The organism is Burkholderia gladioli (assembly GCF_000959725.1).
In the GTDB taxonomy this organism is placed as follows: Bacteria; Pseudomonadota; Gammaproteobacteria; order Burkholderiales; family Burkholderiaceae; genus Burkholderia; species Burkholderia gladioli.
Genome location: NZ_CP009323.1, coordinates 3,491,466 through 3,508,890, shown reverse-complemented (window position 1 = coordinate 3,508,890; position 17,425 = coordinate 3,491,466). Strand labels below are relative to the sequence as shown.

The window sequence follows — 17,425 nt, the reverse complement described above, 5'->3', positions numbered from 1 at the left end:
ATCAGTTGCTCGAGGGGGAGGACGGTTCCGGCGCCGTCGTGGTCAATTGCGAGTCGACGACATACCAACTCCGCCCATCGTTGGCATGCCAGTCGGCGTCGTCTGTGATCGGCAGCATCTGGTCGGCCGGAAACGCCTTTGTCGGATCCTCGGCGTAGCCGTATGCGACGGTGTCGATCCACCCCAGCACTGCTTTGACCTGCTTGTCGAAATAGGCGTAGCGCGCCATGTGTTGCTCCTCAGTATTCGATGATGATCAACCCAGGCATGCCGGCCGCGCCGACGGTGCCCGACGTGGTCCCCGAAGCGGTAGTCGGGCCATAACAGCCACCCGCCCCCGAGCCGCCGACCCCGTAGCCGTAGGACGGAGATGGCGGGATCAGATTGGCGACGCCGCCTATAGCGCCGCGGCCCGGCGCGCCACTCGCACCAAATGGGCCACCACCACCTCGGCCGCCTGTGGCACCCGGCCCGTACTGCGACGTGTCTTGGCCATACTCGCCGTTCGGAAATCCATTTCCGCCGGGCTGCCCGGGCCATGCCTGGGTGGGTGCGCCGCTGCTGCCCACCTGGCCACCGGCCCCTGCTGTGAGCGTCAGGCTTCCGATGACGGTGTTGCTTCCGTTTCCACCGGGGCCGCCGACGGCGCCCGCCACACCTCCCGCACCTGGGACACACGACAGCACCTGCCCTGGCGTCACCGACATGTGGTAGCGCAACACGAATTGCCCAGCCGCGCCGCCGCCGCCCCCAGCGACAATGTTGTTGGCCGGAATGTTCGGCGCGCCTGCGCTACCTCCAGCCCCAGCACACCCGGAAACCCAGATATCTGTCACGCCGGCGGGTACCGTCCAACCAGTTATCGATACGATGACCACCTTCCGGCCGCCGGCGAAGCCCTGCACGAACGCAGTCGACGCAGCGTTGTTGCTGTTGTCGCCAGTTGGAGGCGTCTCGACCTCAAACAGCTTGGTCGGGTCGCCGGCCGACGCGGCAAACAGATGCTGCATCGCCTGCAGGACCTGCCCGTATGAGGTCTTGGACGGCACGATTCCCGCCTCCGTGAGGAACGACATCAGTTCCTCTTGAACGAGGTTCAGCCAATCAGCTGAAACGATCGTGGCCGCCTGCCCCGTCGCCGGATTGCCGCCAGTGAAATAGCCGGGCGTACCGGCGGCCGACGGCGCCGGCAGCGCCGTTACCGCTGTCGTTTGGTCAATGCGAAACATCTTTTCTCCAGTTACGCGAGCGTCGTTATGTCGAGTCGGAAATCGATATCGAGGAAACCAGGGTTCGCAACGATGACGAGCGTGTGTGCCGGCTTGAGCGTATTCATCTCGCACAGCAAGACCGCGTTGCCCCACGAAGCAAGCGGCTCCCCGGCAGCTGAGGCACCGGCCCGGAAATAGTTGATCGTTGTCTGAGGCGCATTGATGCGCCAGGTATGCGCCCAGCCTTCGTCACCACAGGAGTCACCTGCCGCCTGCTGGCCAGCTCGGAACGGCGTGAACTCGCTCACGCTGATGGTGAATCCGAGGTTCTTCGCGTAGTCGGTGAAGAAGGCGATCGACTGGCCACCGGTGTTGGTGAAGCGCGCCACCACCTGCGCCTGGCGCACAGCCAGCGACGGCGACTCGCCGGCGCAGGGATCCGGTAGTCCGAGCGACGCCTCCCACTCCGGCAGCAGCTCGACTGTCGTCGAGGGAAATGCATCGACGAGCAGGTAGTTGTTGTCCGCGACGTGGCGCGCCCAGACCGGCGACAGGGCAGTAATCACCTGCTGCATCACAGCGTCAGGGGAACGTGGCCACGCCAAGCCGCGCGGGAATAGCGCACTCAGCGCCGACGCGAAGTCGGACGGCGAATAGTTCGGTGCAGCCATTTATGCGAGCCAGGTGATGTTGCCGAGCACCGGCAATTGGCCGGTCGTGCCCTGGATGTTCTGCAGCGGCGCGGTGATGACGAAGCCCTGCGTCCCGGTAATTGCACCGATCGCCGAGTTTATGTAGGACATATCGACCGCTCCGTTCAGGTTGCCCGGCCCGACCGGCGATCCGTACAGCACGAAGATCCCCTCGATCGCCGCCTCGATCGCTGCCTTTTGCGCAGTGGTGAAGTTGGCTGAGCCCGTGATCGTGAAGTCGATCGGCGTCCGGATTGGCGAGCAGACGAACACCAAGGCCGTGACGGGCCGCAACGGATAGATCCAGTTCGCGACCGTCAGTTGATCGCCGGTCGCCACCGTGCCGCGCTTCTCGTCGGTGGCCACACCATCCGACCCGACCGGAAAGCCGTCGGTGTCGCTCTCCGCTTGGTCGAGCATCACGTAGACGACGACGGTTCCGGGGCCGAACCCGACCGGATTGCACCAGGCCCGCGTCACGCCGCTGACCTCCCGCGCCCACTTGACGTAGTCGGACGGCGATCCGCCCTGCGTGGGCTTCTGGTAGGCGAGCAGCATGCGCGAGCGCAAGCTATCGTCCGATTCGATATCGGCACCACCGGTAAATGCAACGGACACCGTTCCGGTCGACGTGACGCCTGCGATCGACACGCCCAGCGTCATCGCCGTACCGACCGGACAGTTCCCGAACGCGCCTGTCAGCCCGCTCGGGTCGGCATTCGCGACGGCGTCGACCGTTACGACACCGTTGGCGACCGTGCCCTCGCTCGTTGTCGTGTAGCCGACGCCGTCACTACGGCTGATCGAGGTCCCGGCCGGGATAGGATCTGCGGTGGCCACCGCAGCGAACTGAATCTGCCCCGGCGTCACCGAACCAGCCTGGGTGGCCGCTTCCCGGTAGACCGCCTTGAGCGCCGCCCACGCCTCGAGGAACTCGTCGGTCGCGGTGAACGGATTCGACTGCTTGGAGATGTAATCGGTATAGCCGTATTGCAGTTGCGCCAGGCCGGCCAGCGCGCGGCCGATGACGCCGAAGCTGGAAAAGCGCAGCAGCGGGTCAGTACCCGGAAGGCCGCTCTGGATATCGGCGGCCACCTGGGCTTTCAGCTCGGAAAGTGTCGGTCGAAGATACGGCATCAGTTAATTCCTTCCCACGCCCAGGTGTATTGCCCGTCGAGCAGCACGGTGCCGTTCTTGATCACCACGATCCACGCGCCGAGCACGCCGCGGCGCACCCACTGCGTCGTGATCTCGACCCGACCTGCCACGCCGTCATCGATCAACCACTGCAGCGCCTCGGCGAGATAGTCGTAAGCCCTTTGCGCCGTCTGCGTCGTCTGCTTGGCGCGCTTCAGCAGCCACATCCGCGAGCCGATCGGCACCTCGTCGTCGGCCCACCATCCTCGTCGATCCGTCGAGCCGTCGGGGATGACGTCGTCGGCGCTCGCCTCGCGGTCGGTGAAGATGCTGATCAGCACGGCGCTCGCGAGGTCATTGCCCGTGGCGAGGTCAGCACCTGCCAGCACCCAGTCGGCGTGCGCGGTCGCAGAATCCCATGTGAGAGTCAGGTCAGGCATGTGTCCGGACGAAAAAAAGCCCGCCGGAGCGGGCATCTATGATTGCGGCGCACGGCCGCGCTACATTTGCTGGTTCGGGACGTTCGAGGTAACTGTCGACTCGCCACCCTGCACTTCCTGGACATTGTGCGTGTGCATGTCGTACAGCTCGCGCATGCCCTTCATCGTCTCGTTGTTGGTCTTGGTGTTGTCCTGCATGTCCCCGGTCGCCCCCACCAGTGGAGTCGTGAAGTTCACACCGCCAGGAGCGATCACATCGAGCTTGCCGCCGATATTCATCGTGCAGTCGCCGGAGCAGTTCAGCGTGATATTCGCAGCATCGTTCACGACGACGTCCTGCCCCTTCGCCTCGACGACGATGATGCCGTCCTTCAGGTACACGCTCTTTCCGTCCTGGCTGTACAGGATCGACTCGCCGGGAGCAAGGTTCCGCGGCCTCGATTCCTGATGGTTCGTGCCGATCACCGCGCCGGCCGATCGGTCGCCGGCGACATGCAGCGCCAGCGCGTCCGAGCCGTCTGGCGGATTCGACGAGAACCCGAACTCGGGGACGCGGAAGCGACCGGCCGGCACCTCGAGGCCATTCATGCGCAGCTGCACGATTTGCACCGGGCCGCTGTCGTCCACCAGCGTGACGCGACCGCGCCCGAACAGGTTGCGGATTCGATCCAAAATTCCCGTCATTGCGAAACCTGCGTGATATCTGGCCCGACAGGATTGAGGATGATCGGCTCTTGGTAGAACGCCTGCTGCGGCATGATCGTCAGCTCGGCCGAAGTACCCTTAGGACCCTTTTTATACGTCACCTCGGAGATAAGCCAACGACGCGGCGACAGTTTCAGCGACGGCAGATCGATGTCGACAAGCACGTTGGGCTCGTACAGGCTGCCCGCTGAGTCTCGCCAAGAGTCGGTCACAAGACGGACCTGAAACGATCGGCCAAGGCGATAAGCCTTCTCCCACTGTGCGCGCTGCAGTGCAATATCGACGCCGCCCGTCACATTTTCGGAGATGATCGCGCGATAGCGGAACCGCGGCACCGTCGTATCGTAGGTGTGCGCGATGATGTTGCCGCCGTCGCCGATATCGCGCAGCGTGTCTAGCCCCTGATACGCCGCGTCGTATTGAGAGAACCGGCCATCCATCGCCAGCAGCAGAGACGCCGATGCGACGTTGATCCCTTCGGTGAACCCGCTCGACGCCACGCGCGTGCCGATCGCTACCGGCCCGGATTGGTTGGCGTTGCCGCCTGCCGCGAGTTCCAGGTCGCCAGCCGGTGTGTCGTACAGCAGCAGCGCGCGGTATCGGCAGAGCAGCTCGAGAACGGAATACGACGTTTCGCCGACCAGCACGTTCACCTGCTCGATCGGCTTCCCGACGTCAGTGCCCGCCGTGACGCTCACTCCGATTCCGTAGGGAGCACACAGCGCCTCCGCGATCTTGTCGACGGTCATGTTCAACAGCTGATTGCCGTTGATGTACGCGGCGCAGTCGACGAGATCCTGACACTTGCTACGGCCGGTGATGCGTACCGTATGCTGGTTGCCGCTGTACGACGGCATGTAGCGATCTACGAACCCGGTCAGGACCAGATCATCACCGAGTTTTACCTGAACCCAATCGCCGGGCTGCGCGAGGATGTCGCCAACGGCCGGATAAGGTTCGGTGTAGCTGACTTCGAAGCCAGACGGGCACCGCTCGATGCCCCTCGACACAATCACATCGGTCCAACCGGTAATTGTCCGACTATTCGACTTCCAGAACGTCTCGGCACCATATGGCGCCAAGGGGTTCGGCGTGCAGCTGGCAACATTCAACGTGACGTCGTCGTTCATTTTGCGAGAGCCTGAAACGCAATCGGACAAAATGCCGGATGGATCGGGTCGATTTGCTGGAGCAATTGCGGCTCTCGCGTCACGTCGTCATAGATACGCTTGGCCAGCACGAGCGACGGCAGCGGCGCGTTGAACGAGAACGACGCATTCGTCGCGAGGTTCGCCCCGCGAGCAGTCAGGTCCGCGTACACCGCGCGACGCAGCGCGCGCAATGCTATGAACGTGTCGTCGTCGCCCGAGTCGCCGGCCACATCGATCTCGCTGTCGTACAGCGCCAGCGCGCTCGACAGCACAGCCGCCGCATCTGGTTCGGACGACGGCTGATATGTCGTGAGCGTCACGGCGAGCTGCGCCAGCGCGTACCGCCGAAGCAGCGCCGCCGTCGCGACCTGCACCGCACCCATAGAGGCGCCGATCTGGCCGGGTACGACTACGTCGTCCGGCGTGTACTGCACCAGGCCGGTGACGAGCCGCACCGCGTCGGCCGGGTCGTTCGCCGAGGCGGCCACGGCCGACACAAACGCATCGATGGTGGCGCCCAGCGTCGCAGCATCCGATGGGTTCGCCGCCGCGGCTTGCATCGCAGCTCCAGCGGATACCACTGCAGTGCGGCTGGCGGCCGACACCGCGAGCAGATCAGCCGGCGTAGTGCTGGTAGATGCCTTCGCATTGCTCGACGAATACCCGGAATTGCCACCACCGAACAGCCGCCCGAAGTTACCAGACAGCGTTGATACGGCGCCGATCACGCGCTTGACGTCATTCACGGCCGTCACGCCGAGCTGGTACCAGCCGACGACGGTCGAGACTCCTTTCTGCACCACGGCAGCGCCGTTGCGAATGTCGGTCGCGACCTCCTTCGCGTAATCGAGCAGTCCCTTTTTCTTCAAGTTTGCCGCCTGATTCGCACTGTCGTCGGCCGTTGATACTGTGGCCACAGGGAATTTGCGCGGGCCCGACTTGATCAGCGTGAGGCGAATTTCGAACACTGGGCCGAGATCGGCGCGCTCGATCGCCTCGACGCCAAGGCACGCCACGCTGTCGATCGTGCCGAAGGTTGGATGCACGAGGGTGGCATTGCCCGGGTCTTCGCAGACTGCAAACAGATTGTCACGCTGCTCGATGACCGATCCGGCGCCAGTCTTCAAATCGCCTTCGAGCAGGAACCCGATCACTTCGAATGCGCGCGGCTTCTTGCCAAGGTCTTCGGGCCAGACATCGTCGCGAAACGGGTAGGTATGGACGGCCTTGTTCTGGCCTGCCGAATTCCGAATCTCGAACACGCCGAACGGCACGCCGCCGAAGCTGGCGGTCTTCAGCGTGGAGAACCAGTCCCCGGTCAGCAGCGACGCGATGCTGTCGGCAGCCGAGGCCAGACCTCCGATACTACCGACCACGCTGAGCGCGTTGGTTGTCGTCGATGCCACTGAACCCTCTTCCTTTAGATGCCGTCGAGCCGGTACTCCACCCGGGTCGGCAGATAGCTACCGTCATCCGCTTTCGCTTCTGCGCGCGCGCCTTGCGGCACGCCCTTCATATCGACGGATATTTTTACCGTCTGGTTTTGCGCGGCAGGATTGCCAGCAGCACCGGGCACGCCTGCGGGCGCCCCGGCCATTCCAGCACCCACCGCGCCGGCTATCTGCGCATCGGTATAGGGCTGCATGCCGTTCTCGGCGCGGATTCCGCCCTTGATCAGCTTCGCGACGACCGACGAGTCGCTGAGGTCGGGAACGTCATTCGCTCCAAGGCCGGTCGCGTTCGATAGCAGGCCCACGTAGTTCGCCATCTGCTGAGGCGTGTTGCCCGTCCGCGCTCCGCCGGTCCACTTGTCCATAACGCCGGTCAGCGTCAGGCCTCGGTAATTACGCTGGAGATTCCGAACAGCGGCCGTGATGCCTTCCTCGGGCGAGGTATATGTACGCTCATTTCCGTCATGCAGAATGTTGAGCGGATTGTTGCTGCGGATGCCCAGGGGCAGGCGCTTGTTGGCGTTGTCGGATGGGTTTTCGCCAGCGGCAAGCCAGGTCGCAATTTCCTCGTTCGACTTCCCCTGCATCCGAGCAGCCATGGCGCGCGCGAAGTCGCCGGCAGCCAGATGCATCGACGCCATCAACCAGTCTCCGTTGCGGACGTCGTTCACGCCCTCATTCTGGTTGACGTCTGGCAGCCCGACGATCTTGGCGACCTTCAGCGCGGCCCAGGCCGCGACGCCGGCAGCGCCCAACGTCCCGAGCGCCGTGACGGCAGCCGGAATCGTCGCCGTGGTGAGCGTAGCGAGATTCGTGATCAGACTGACGACCGCGGCGATCGGAGTCACCAGGTTGATGCCAGCGATCGCGATCAGCACCGTTTTCAGACCGCCGATGTTGTCCCAGACCTCTTTCGCCTTCTTCGACACGTCGTTCCAGTCGATTTTCGACAGCCACGTAACGAACTTCTGGACCGCCTCGGCAAGCTTGTCCGCGATGTCCGATCGGTTCTTGTCAAGCCACGCCGCAAAGGCGTTGACTACGGGATCGAGGATCGGGACCAGGCGAGCGCCGATGCTGTTCCCGAGCCCGGATACGGAGTCCTCGAGGTCGTTGATGTCTTCCTTGAAGCGGGTCGCGCGCGTCAGCTCCTCGGCGGTCGGAACAAGTCCCTTCAACACGGCGCGCGACCGGTCTGCGCCATAGGTACCTTGCTGCAGCATCGGTAGCAGGCCGCCCATGCCGACAGCATCGGCGGCCGCCCGCTGCGTCACAGCGCTGCGCTGGCCCGCGATGGCACGCATGAGGCGCATCTGCGTGCTGTAATAATCGACCGAGCCGTCCTTGTTGCGCTGGATCTGCACGCCCATCTTTTGCATCAGCACCAGAGCAGCCGGATTTGCGCCGTTTGCTGCCGCCCGGATAGCATCCTGCGAGGACGTGATTGCGGAATCGAACTCGCCCGCCGACACGCCGGCGCGCTTCGCAGCAACGTGCCAGGCAGCGAGGTCCTGGGCATTCATGCCGATCAACTTCGACGTCTTGTTCAGCGAGAAACCGAAGGCGCCGAATCGCGACGTCAGCCCGACGATGCCGGCAACCGTGCCGGCGGCGCCGATCGCGGCGAGGCCGGGCACGAGTTCGACCACCTTGTCGACGAGCGTGTGGGCCGCGCGCGCCGCCGAGTTGAGCCCCTTCGTCAGTTTCTCGACGCTGCGCTGGCCGACGGCACCGATGTTCGCAAACCGCTTCTGCGCCTTGTCGACGGGCGCCGTCACCTTGCCGAGCGCATCCTGGATCTTCTTGATCGTCGCAGTGGCGGCGTCGTCTGCCCGGATCCTGATAACGAAATCTTCAGACATCGCCCTTTTCCTTCTTCAGCATCATTGCAGCGTGGTACGCGTACTCACACACCTCGCTCCACGTAAGCGCCATCGTCTCGCTCGGCTGCCAGCGCCACCACCGTTCGACTACCTTGACCTGGTGCTCCCAGTCGACAGGGAGCCCTACGAGTTTCCCTCGGGGTCATCCTCATCCGGTTCCTGCGGCGTCAGGAAGAACAGCAGATACTCCTGCGCCTTGTAGAAATCGGTTGCGGCGAGGTTGTCGAGTCCCTTCATCGGGATACCGGACTGCTCGCTGATCAGCGACTGCATTGCCTCGAGCGCATCCTTCGTCGTGGCAAGCTTGATGAACGAGCGAATCTGGCGCAGGTTCGGCTGCCGCAAATTCAGCTCCGTGTGCACCTCGTCGCCATCCTTGCCGCCCTTGATTGTGATGTTCTCCGAGAGCGGGATTTCGATGCTGACCGGCGGCCGCTTGCGCTGTTTGGTTTCTTCCGTCATGACTTCCTCGTTACGCGGTTTGCTCGGTGACTTCCGGGCCTTCGAACGACACTTCGAACGTAGCTTCCTCGGTGTCGACTTCTTCGGCCTCGACGGTCCCCATGTTGCGGCCGGTGACGATCTTGCCGTTTGCCAGCTCGAGCACGACGGTGGAGTTACGCATCGCGTTGAAGTCAGCGATCGACAGGCCGCCCGAATCGCGCAGCGACATCTTGATCGAGCCAGCGCGCGGCATCTCTTTGAAGCCATGAAAGCCATCTTGGCCGATCAGCGAGTCGCGCTTGACCTTCGCTACGCTGTAGCGCGCCTTGCCTTCGAGCTGGTACGTCACGCCGTCGATCTTCGCGTTGGTGATCCCGGCGAGCACTTGGCTACCCGACATGTGTTTCTCCTGAAAATGGAAAGGCCGCCCCGAGGGGTGGCCGTCTCTGCGCTGCGGGCAGCGTTACTGCAGTCGGAACTGCACCAGCGTCCGGAACGTCCGCATCTGGTTGACCGGCGTGCCGGGCCAGAGAATGTCGACCGTGTTCGGGTTGACCGTGTTTTTCTGCACCACGAGCGCTGCCGCGAATGCTGCCTTGCCCTGCACGAATCCGGCGTCAACGCGCTCGTTGTAAAGGGCGATGATGTCCGCCTTGATCGTGCTCGGCGTGACGAGGTTCGAGCCCGCCGGCGGCCGCGATCCATCGTCGGCCAGCTTGCTCCGGGCATACTTCGACGAGAGCATCGCTTGCATTGTTCGGATCTCCAGCATCAACTGGTACATCGTCTCGACTTCCAGATAGCTGTCGTCCGCAACGCCCTGCGCGTTCTTCTGGTAGGTCGTGACGATGTTCTCGGTCATCACGGTGCCGTCGTCGGCCACCGTGAATGTCGACATGCCGTCGAATAGCAGCGTATTGCGCAGGGACGGTTGCCAACGCTTCGGCACTGGCGGCGGCAGAATGCCGTTCAGGGGCAGCGACTGCAGCGGGACACCGGGATCGGCTCGCACGCTCACAGCCGCCTGGCCAGCCAGCGCCGCCGCCCAGAGCCAGCTCGGCGACGGGCTGCTGTCAGCAGGGAGCAACGTCTCGTGCTGATTGTTTCGCGTCAGGCCGAGCGTCGTCGACGCGCCGAACGTTCCCGAGAAACCGCCGAACGAATGGCCGTAGATCTGCTCCTGGTAGCTCCAGCGGCCAGTCTGGTCGTTCAGCAGCGCCTTCACAGCGTCCAGCGACGTGACGTCGTTGTAAGGGTTCGCGATGAAGTCGAACGATGTCATGCCGAGGTTCGCCAAGGCCGTCGTCAGCGACGGATTCGTCGCGCCGCCCGTCATCGCCGCGATCGTGTATGCCAGGCCGGCCGGGAGCACCTCGCCGGCGACCGTGCCGCGGTAGTTGAACTGGAGCGCGATCTCATTGCCGCACGCACCCTTGTTCACGGCAGTGACGGTAACGACACCAGCGGCGGCCGAAGCGGTAACCGGGATGCCAGCCACGGCATTGATGGCCGCCGCCACCTCGGTGGCGAGGGTCGCGACCGTATCGCCGGCCGAAACGGGAACCGTCACGAGCTGGTCTCCGACATAGAGCGACAGCGTGCCGTTCACCGATGGCGATGCCGTGAACGTGATCGAGCCGGTGGCCGCGGTGGCCCCCGCGGCGTCGGAGACCGGCAGCATCCACACCTCGCCGAACGAATCGTTCAGGCGGTATTTGGCGACCATGTTCGCCAGCATGGAGTTCGGGCCGCCGGCCGCCTGCGCGTCGCCGATGCTGCCACAGATGATGGGCACATTCGGCGTCGCGGTGCCGGCCGCGGTGATCTGGCCGATGACGAGCGCGCGTTGCGTGCTCGCACCAGTGTTCGCCTGCGAGTTGTCGAGCTCGAAGACGGCACCCGGCAGCCGATAGTTCTGCGGGATGACATTGAACGGGATGGTGCTCATGCCTTGTCGTCTCCGGTTACGGCGCGGGCCGGCGCCGGCGCGGCCGCTGCGGGCTGCTCCACGCGCACGACGTCGCCGTCGTTGAGGATCCGGTTCCAAACCGGGCTGTCGTCGGGCACCTCGATGCCATCGGCGGACAGCAGCTTCTTCGTGAAGGGGTCGCGCACTTGCAGACCCGGGGCAGGTTTCACGCGCATGCGGCGCTCCTACGAAATGGGTTGTTGAAACGGGATTGAGAACGCTGGGGCGACCGTGCCATCCGGCATGGCCACCGTCACGTCAATGCCCTCGAGCGGCGTAGACGCTGATGGGTAGAATTGGCACGCGTCCTGCACGAACTCGAGATCCAGATCGAACACGAGTTCGCCGATGGGCGATTGCCCCTCTCGGGACACGTTGATGGTCGAACGGAAAGACGGGTACTGCTGGATCAAAGTCATGATCGGCGGGAAGTTGATCAGTGCCTTCTTGATCTGCTCCCGAAGCACCTCGAGTTGTTCCTCGACATCAGCCGCAGCCGCATCGTCGGTTTTTGCCGCTGACTGCGCGCGCGCCGTAACACGAAGGCTCGTCGTCACCGTGAAGGCCGGCGCGCCGTTCGCCCCCCAACCCTGCCCGCTCTCGTTCGGCGTCTGCACGAGCAGTACCGGATAGGTGTTGTCCCAGGTCGCCCATGTACGGGGTGAAAAGACGTTCGAGCCGGCAGATGTAGCGCCGTCGGCGAGCAGCCCGCTTACCGCCAGCTCGCGCAGATCGCGGGAAGTTGTCATATCAGACCTAGATCGAGATAGGCCCATTCGAGACCATCGTGCGCAACGTCCTTCACCACGTAGGTAACCGCGCCCACCTGTGCCCTGTCGCTTTGCTGTGGTGCCGACGGGAGTTGAGAGACCTGCAGGCCGAGCGTCGCGACAGTGATGTTGGCGTCCGCCGTACCGTCCTCCCCGAACGTGTGATCGGTGATGAGAGTGAAGATGCCGAGCACCGGCACGCTGGTGCCCGACTGCGGGAGATAGATGATTGGAACCTGATCGCCGAGCGCCGCACTGATCGCGGCGTTCAGCGTTCCGTCGAAGTCGATCACGTCAGGCTTCCAGGCGCCCGCTTTGCAGCATTTCGGGGCGGGTGCAGATGTGAAGGGGATACGAGTAGCCCTCGACCTTCCACCACGCATTGCGGTCGCGATCCATGATCGGAATCATGTACATCGGTTTGCCCGGGGTATTGACCCACTCGAACGACTCGCCGGGCGCCAGTGCGCGGCGGAATACACCGGGCGCACCGACCGGGAAGAACTTGACCTTGTCGTCCGGAATTTTGATGCTGGTGTTGTCGTCCGACCCGCGATAGTTCATCCAGTAGATGCCGGCGAACTTGAAAGTGTCGAACGCTGCACCCTGGCTATCGTCGCGCAGATCCGCGGCCGCCGACCAGTTCAAGAACGTCCGGATCACGTCGGGATGGTTGACGAAATCGTCGTAGAACTGGTCGCCGCACATTGCGTAGATCCGGGTCGTCGGCAGCCACGCGCCCTGGGCCTTGCGCATCATTGCGCGGCGGATGGTATTGCAAATCGGCCGGATGCTATTGGGCGTGCCCGCGGCAAGGTTGAAAGGAACTTCCTGCGCGGGCGTGATGCCGAATTCGTCGAAGAAGTTGTAGATCACCGACCCCGACGCGTCGAGGAGCAGCCCTTGCACCGCGCCGACCCGGTGGAATTCCCACGTGTACTCGATGTTTCGCAGAATGCCTGTCGGGCCGCTGACCCGGCGCGCGAGTTCGGCCTGGAGTTGCATGAGCTCGGATTCCGTACCAAAGGCGCGGATGTCCTGAATTTCGTTCGCGTAGATCGTGTCGTCGTGCATCAGCCGCGGCACTTTGAAGTATCGCGCCGCGCGAGTCTCCGTGACACGCTGCGTGCCTTCCGCACCGCGCGGCGTCGTCGGAATCAGAATCAATTGCCCTTGACGCTGTTCGACAGCCAACACGGTATTGCGGATCGGCTCGTCCTCGAAGATATCCAGATCGCCGAGCCCCACCGGCTGGTATGGATATTTGTCGACCGCCGCGGTGAGCTGGATGGTCGAGAAAGCATCCTGTTGGAACACGTTCAAACTGGCCATTATTTGGCTCCAGAAATAATAATGGCCGCGAACGCGGCCAATTGACAAGCGACGAAACTGAATGCGTCGAGTTAGCGGGTGATGATCCCGAGTGCGGCGAGCTGCCCCTTTGCGGCGTTCATCTGAGCTGTCGTGATGCCGGGCGGCCAGATCAGCTCACCGCCGTTCACCTCGGCATCGCGAACCACTGCGAGCCCGGGCACGTCTGCCAAGGTGGCATCGTATGTACCGAATCCGATGCCAGCCGCGATTTGCGTACCGTCGGTTGCGGTCGGGTTCAGCGGCACCAGCGACGCCGAGAGGAGCGAGACCGTGACATCGAATTCGTCACCCACGACGAAGTCCGTTGCACCGTCTGCGACCGCGAACTTGATCTGGTCGGAGAACGTCTGGCCGACGACGACGTCGCCAATGACATCGCCGGTAGGATCGAACACCCGGAACGTGCCGCCGTTCGCGGCGGCGATCGTGCAGCGCACGACGTAGACGCCCGCCTGTGCATTCGGCAACACCGGAGTCGAGGCGTCGAGCGTGAACACGCCGTTGCCCGTATTGCCGGCCTTCGCAGCCGCGGCGGCGGTGCCGGCCGCCTTTTTCGCAACCACTTCGCCTGGGAGATGTTTCACTGCACCGCTGAACGTCATCGCATCGCGCGATCGGTGGCCGCGCGCTTCGGACACGAGAAAGCCACCGTCGTGCCGGTTTTCGAGAAGAGGTGTCTGAGCCATGATCGGATTCCAGAGTTAGAGAGAGGAACGTGCTACCGCTGCCTAGCGGCGTCGTTTTGCACCGGCCTTCTGGAACGCGACGTCCCAACTGGCCGCGATCGACTGCTCGCTACTCATGCTGCGATCGCCATCGATGCCGAGGTTCGGGTTCTGCCGCCGGCCGCGACTGCCTTCCGGTGCCGGCGCGCTGTCGAGAACCTCGATCGCCTCGCTGCGCGGCATGGACGAATTGAACGCCAACTTGCAGGCGAGAACCGGATTTCGACCCGCACCTTTACTGGCAAAGATTGCTGCGCAACGTGCGCGCTCGCGGCGACGCGCACGAGCAGCTGCGCTATTGCCGCGCATCTCTTCCTCGTCGTCGTCATCCTCGTCTGCACGTTCGTCGTCATCGTCTTCCGACGCGCGCTTGCTGCGCTTGCCCTTGCCGCTATCGCGCTGGTCGTCCTCCTCGTCTTCGTCTTCATCGTCGTCGGTGGATGCGCGCTTGCCGCTCTTGCTGTTGCCGTCTTCGCGATCCTGCTGCTCGTCGTCATCGTCTTCCGATGCGCGCTTGCCGCGTTTGCCCTTGCCGCTGTCGTCGTCCTCCGGACGATCGTCGGATGCGCGAGAACCGCGGGCGAGATGGGCAAAGCTCAACCCACCTCGTGACATGAGGTTGCGTAACGTATTGCTCATTGGATTTACCCTGATGGTGGGAAGAATCAGCCCAGCTCGTCGAGCAGGGAAGCGAAGGCCTCGTCCGGTGCCATGACAGCATCGGCGAAACCAATTTCGACGCCAGCAGCGCCGAGGAAAGTGCCGGCCTCCGTGTCGCGCACGAGGGCCGTCTTGAGATCGCGGTTGCGGGCGACGGTCTTGACGAAGATCTCGCCCATTTTGTCGACGTCGGATTGGAAGCGGGACAACGCGTCCTTCGACAGCGGATTGAACTCATTGCCATCGGCTTTCTTCGCGCCGTAGTGGATGAGTGTGACATTGATCCCTGCCTTCGAAAGCGCTTGCGACATGTCGACGTGCATGCAGATCACGCCGACGCTGCCAGTGCCACCAGTGCGCGGCACGATGATCCTATCTGCCGCACTCGCGATCGCGTAGGCGGCCGAATAGGCGCTCTCGGTGAGCACAGCCCAAATCGGCTTACGTCCACGTGCGTTGTAGATCGCGTCGACCAAGTCGAAGCATCCCGCCACCTCGCCGCCTGGCGAATCGATATCGAGCATGATCGCGCGCACGTCCGGATCGCCAAGTGCCATGCTCAGCAGCGCGCGGATCCCGTCATACCCAGTCATGCCGGAATATGGTTCGAGCGTCCCGAGCTTGTGCACGAGCGTTCCTTCAATCGGGATTCGCGCAACGCCTTGCGCTACGTCGTAGGGCTTGTATTGCGCTTCCTCGCTGTCGTCCTCTTCGTCGAGAAAGGCACGCGCGCCGCCGTTCGCCAGCTCAAGCGCCGATCCATCACCGCGAAAGAGATGCGAGATGCCGAAGCGGTCAGCAAGCGCCGCCATGACGACTTCAGCCTTGTGCGGCAGGATCGCAATCGGCACATTGAAAAGTCGCGTGGCCAGATGGGGATAGTTAATCATGCAGCCTTCGGCTCTTCGGGAGGTTCATCGGTGCGCGACGCAACTTCGCCGCCGCCCCATTCGGGCAGAGGCATGCCGCGTTTCTTGAAAGCTTCAATTTCGATCTGCCGCTGGTCGATTACTTCTTCCCAGTCCAGCCCTTGTTCGGCGGCTTCCTGCTTGAGCGTCGTAAGCGCCGCGTCCATCTTGAGGATGGAACCCTGCGGCTCTTTTACTGGATCCACCCAGCCACGTGCGGGCCCGAGCCATGAACAGGCAGCGTAGGCAGTGGCGGCCTCGATAAAGTCCGGCGCGCCCTTCGGCAGCGGCAGTTCATCGTTCTCCATCGACTCCCGGAGCCACACTGCATACATCGGTGTCGCAGTCCCGGCGGAAAAGTCGAGCCGCCGGCGGATCAACGTCTTCCATCCCTCGAGCATCGAGCCGCGCATGTTCGAATAGTTGCTCCTCGACCAATCCTGCGTCACCTGCTCGATCGGGACGCCGAGGGCGGATGCCACGCATCCCTGCATCTCGTGGACGAATTCCGTAAAGCCGTTATGAGGATGGTCAGACGCAACTGCCTCGATTTTCTCGCCGGGGGCAAGCGCCGGCACGCGCACGCCGTTGAACATAGCCGGCCGCTCGTCGTTCCACTCTTTTCGCAAGCTCTGGTAGAACTTGAGCTCATGATCGCCGGCGACTGCATCCTGAACTTCAGCGGGGTCATACGGACTGGTTACGTATGTGCCGATCGATGCAGCAAGGGCCGCGGCCTGCAACTCGATGCCGTAGTAGCGCGCGAGCATCTTCGCGTGCGCAAGCACGGGAATGAACACGCCTATTCCGCGGTTCTGTCCCGCGCGATCACGGTCATAGTCGTGAATCACCCGACGCCAGCCGTCATCGTCTTCCCTTTCGACGCGCTCCCATTCCATGCTTTCGACTGCGTTGTACCAGTCGTTCTGGTGCGCCCGGCGAATGTGATACGCGATCGGCACGCCGTCGTCGTCTACCTCCACCCCGCCTCGCAGATGCTTCGTATCCAGCATCTGCATCGGATTCGACAGGCGATCCGGATCCACGACGAGAAAGCAGGTCGCGTATTGGGCAGCACCGCGGCCGACGCGCTCGGGCTTCCAGTAGTTCACGACCAGGTCTTCACCATCGATCAGTTTGTGACGAAGTGCAAGGCGCAACTGCTGGGAAACAGTAAGCTGTCTCGACACGTCGTTGTAGCGGCCAAGGTCGTTCGAGAACATGCGCCAGCGCGCCTCCGCGGCGCTGGCGAATTCCTTAGCCCACTGGATATCGAAGTTTGCCCCGCTGATGAGGCGCAATGCCCGATAGTCGGGGGCTGCGGATAGGCGGAGCGAAGCACCGATCGCGCTATCGAGGATCCGGGTAATGCCGCCGCTCGACCGACCGTCGTTGCGCACCTGATCGCGCGAACGCGCAACCATCCGGTCGCGGAATTGGGTGATCTCAGCATCCGGCGAGCGAATCCATGGCAGCCATGCCCCCATCTCCTGCGTCTGCCATTCCGCAGCCTGGTAGGGGAAGAACGACGCACCGACCTGGCTTCGCAGCGGCATGCCGTCGGGGTAGTCGGCACGTGCACGACGGATCGGGTTGCCACCGGCGTCGACGAGCGTGATCTCTTTGCTCATCAGAATACCGGCGTGATGTAGCGACGGCGATTCAGGCGCACGCCAGGATTGAGCGCCTGCTGCAGCTCGGCGATAAGCATGCGCAGGTTCGCCATGTCGGTTTGCTGGAATGTCGCGCTACGCGCGCCGCCGCCCTGAGCGTAGGAGACGGTGACCAACTTCTTCCCCGTTCGCAGATCGATATAGGCCTGCTGCGCAGCGACGAGCGCGGCCTGCAGCTGCGCGTCGCTCATGCCGTAATACGGCGAGCTTAGATCGGTAGTGGCCATAGGAT

Annotated in this window: 21 protein-coding genes; all 21 read right to left on the bottom strand. The window is 63.3% G+C overall.

Translation table 11 applies throughout. The features are described from left to right. Position 1: 1 nt before the first annotated feature. The 21 genes from BM43_RS32735 to gpW all read right to left on the bottom strand — a co-directional run bounded on the left by BM43_RS32735 (position 2) and on the right by gpW (position 17,420). Positions 2–229, bottom strand: a complete 228-nt coding sequence (locus BM43_RS32735; RefSeq protein WP_042283507.1) for a hypothetical protein — start codon at positions 227–229, stop codon at positions 2–4. A 10-nt stretch (positions 230–239) separates the two neighbouring features. After that, a complete protein-coding gene (locus BM43_RS32730) occupies positions 240–1,229 on the bottom strand; it encodes a phage tail protein (RefSeq protein WP_232484012.1) in 990 nt (329 codons plus the stop codon). A gap of 11 nt (positions 1,230–1,240) precedes the next feature. Beyond that, the gene (locus tag BM43_RS32725; protein WP_042283508.1) at positions 1,241–1,882 is read right to left on the bottom strand and encodes a YmfQ family protein; all 642 of its coding nucleotides are present in this window, start codon (positions 1,880–1,882) and stop codon (positions 1,241–1,243) included. Further along, on the bottom strand, positions 1,883–3,040 hold the full coding sequence (locus BM43_RS32720; RefSeq protein ID WP_042283509.1) for a baseplate J/gp47 family protein: 1,158 nt from the start codon (positions 3,038–3,040) through the stop codon (positions 1,883–1,885). After that, on the bottom strand, positions 3,040–3,480 hold the full coding sequence (locus tag BM43_RS32715; RefSeq protein ID WP_042283510.1) for a phage GP46 family protein: 441 nt from the start codon (positions 3,478–3,480) through the stop codon (positions 3,040–3,042). The genes BM43_RS32720 and BM43_RS32715 overlap by 1 nt, the downstream gene beginning before the upstream one ends. Positions 3,481–3,540: 60 nt before the next feature. Continuing rightward, positions 3,541–4,164 (bottom strand): phage baseplate assembly protein V, encoded by a 624-nt coding sequence (locus BM43_RS32710; RefSeq protein ID WP_042283513.1) that lies wholly within the window; start codon positions 4,162–4,164, stop codon positions 3,541–3,543. Continuing rightward, the gene (locus BM43_RS32705) at positions 4,161–5,315 is read right to left on the bottom strand and encodes a phage baseplate assembly protein (RefSeq protein WP_052409071.1); all 1,155 of its coding nucleotides are present in this window, start codon (positions 5,313–5,315) and stop codon (positions 4,161–4,163) included. Before BM43_RS32705 ends, BM43_RS32710 begins: the two co-directional genes overlap by 4 nt. Further along, entirely contained in the window at positions 5,312–6,742 is a 1,431-nt protein-coding gene (locus BM43_RS32700) for a DNA circularization protein (protein WP_042283515.1), read from the bottom strand. Before BM43_RS32700 ends, BM43_RS32705 begins: the two co-directional genes overlap by 4 nt. Before the next feature lie 14 nt (positions 6,743–6,756). Further along, positions 6,757–8,649, bottom strand: a complete 1,893-nt coding sequence (locus tag BM43_RS32695) for a hypothetical protein (RefSeq protein ID WP_042283517.1) — start codon at positions 8,647–8,649, stop codon at positions 6,757–6,759. A 144-nt stretch (positions 8,650–8,793) separates the two neighbouring features. Next, a complete protein-coding gene (locus tag BM43_RS32690; protein ID WP_042283519.1) occupies positions 8,794–9,132 on the bottom strand; it encodes a phage tail assembly protein in 339 nt (112 codons plus the stop codon). Between the two features lie 10 nt (positions 9,133–9,142). Further along, on the bottom strand, positions 9,143–9,514 hold the full coding sequence (locus BM43_RS32685; RefSeq protein WP_042283520.1) for a phage tail tube protein: 372 nt from the start codon (positions 9,512–9,514) through the stop codon (positions 9,143–9,145). Positions 9,515–9,577: 63 nt separating this feature from the next. Next, positions 9,578–11,062 carry a phage tail sheath subtilisin-like domain-containing protein gene (locus BM43_RS32680; protein ID WP_042283523.1) on the bottom strand — a complete coding sequence of 495 codons (1,485 nt, stop codon included), beginning with the start codon at positions 11,060–11,062 and terminating at the stop codon, positions 9,578–9,580. Continuing rightward, positions 11,059–11,259 (bottom strand): DUF2635 domain-containing protein, encoded by a 201-nt coding sequence (locus BM43_RS32675; protein ID WP_042283526.1) that lies wholly within the window; start codon positions 11,257–11,259, stop codon positions 11,059–11,061. Before BM43_RS32675 ends, BM43_RS32680 begins: the two co-directional genes overlap by 4 nt. Positions 11,260–11,268: 9 nt before the next feature. Then, entirely contained in the window at positions 11,269–11,832 is a 564-nt protein-coding gene (locus tag BM43_RS32670; RefSeq protein ID WP_042283527.1) for a hypothetical protein, read from the bottom strand. Further along, positions 11,829–12,146, bottom strand: coding sequence for a head-tail joining protein (locus BM43_RS32665; RefSeq protein WP_042283530.1), 318 nt, complete (start codon positions 12,144–12,146; stop codon positions 11,829–11,831). Before BM43_RS32665 ends, BM43_RS32670 begins: the two co-directional genes overlap by 4 nt. A gap of 1 nt (position 12,147) precedes the next feature. Then, positions 12,148–13,185 (bottom strand): major capsid protein, encoded by a 1,038-nt coding sequence (locus BM43_RS32660; RefSeq protein ID WP_042283532.1) that lies wholly within the window; start codon positions 13,183–13,185, stop codon positions 12,148–12,150. 71 nt (positions 13,186–13,256) lie between these two features. Then, the gene (locus tag BM43_RS32655; protein WP_042283534.1) at positions 13,257–13,913 is read right to left on the bottom strand and encodes a head decoration protein; all 657 of its coding nucleotides are present in this window, start codon (positions 13,911–13,913) and stop codon (positions 13,257–13,259) included. 42 nt (positions 13,914–13,955) lie between these two features. Beyond that, positions 13,956–14,591 (bottom strand): hypothetical protein, encoded by a 636-nt coding sequence (locus BM43_RS41450; RefSeq protein ID WP_157693196.1) that lies wholly within the window; start codon positions 14,589–14,591, stop codon positions 13,956–13,958. Between the two features lie 26 nt (positions 14,592–14,617). Then, positions 14,618–15,502, bottom strand: a complete 885-nt coding sequence (locus BM43_RS32645) for a S49 family peptidase (RefSeq protein WP_042283536.1) — start codon at positions 15,500–15,502, stop codon at positions 14,618–14,620. Continuing rightward, positions 15,499–17,151 carry a phage portal protein gene (locus tag BM43_RS32640; RefSeq protein ID WP_042283538.1) on the bottom strand — a complete coding sequence of 551 codons (1,653 nt, stop codon included), beginning with the start codon at positions 17,149–17,151 and terminating at the stop codon, positions 15,499–15,501. The genes BM43_RS32645 and BM43_RS32640 overlap by 4 nt, the downstream gene beginning before the upstream one ends. After that, positions 17,151–17,420, bottom strand: a complete 270-nt coding sequence (gpW, locus tag BM43_RS32635; protein WP_042283541.1) for a gpW family head-tail joining protein — start codon at positions 17,418–17,420, stop codon at positions 17,151–17,153. The genes BM43_RS32640 and gpW overlap by 1 nt, the downstream gene beginning before the upstream one ends. Between the last annotated feature and the right edge of the window lie 5 nt (positions 17,421–17,425).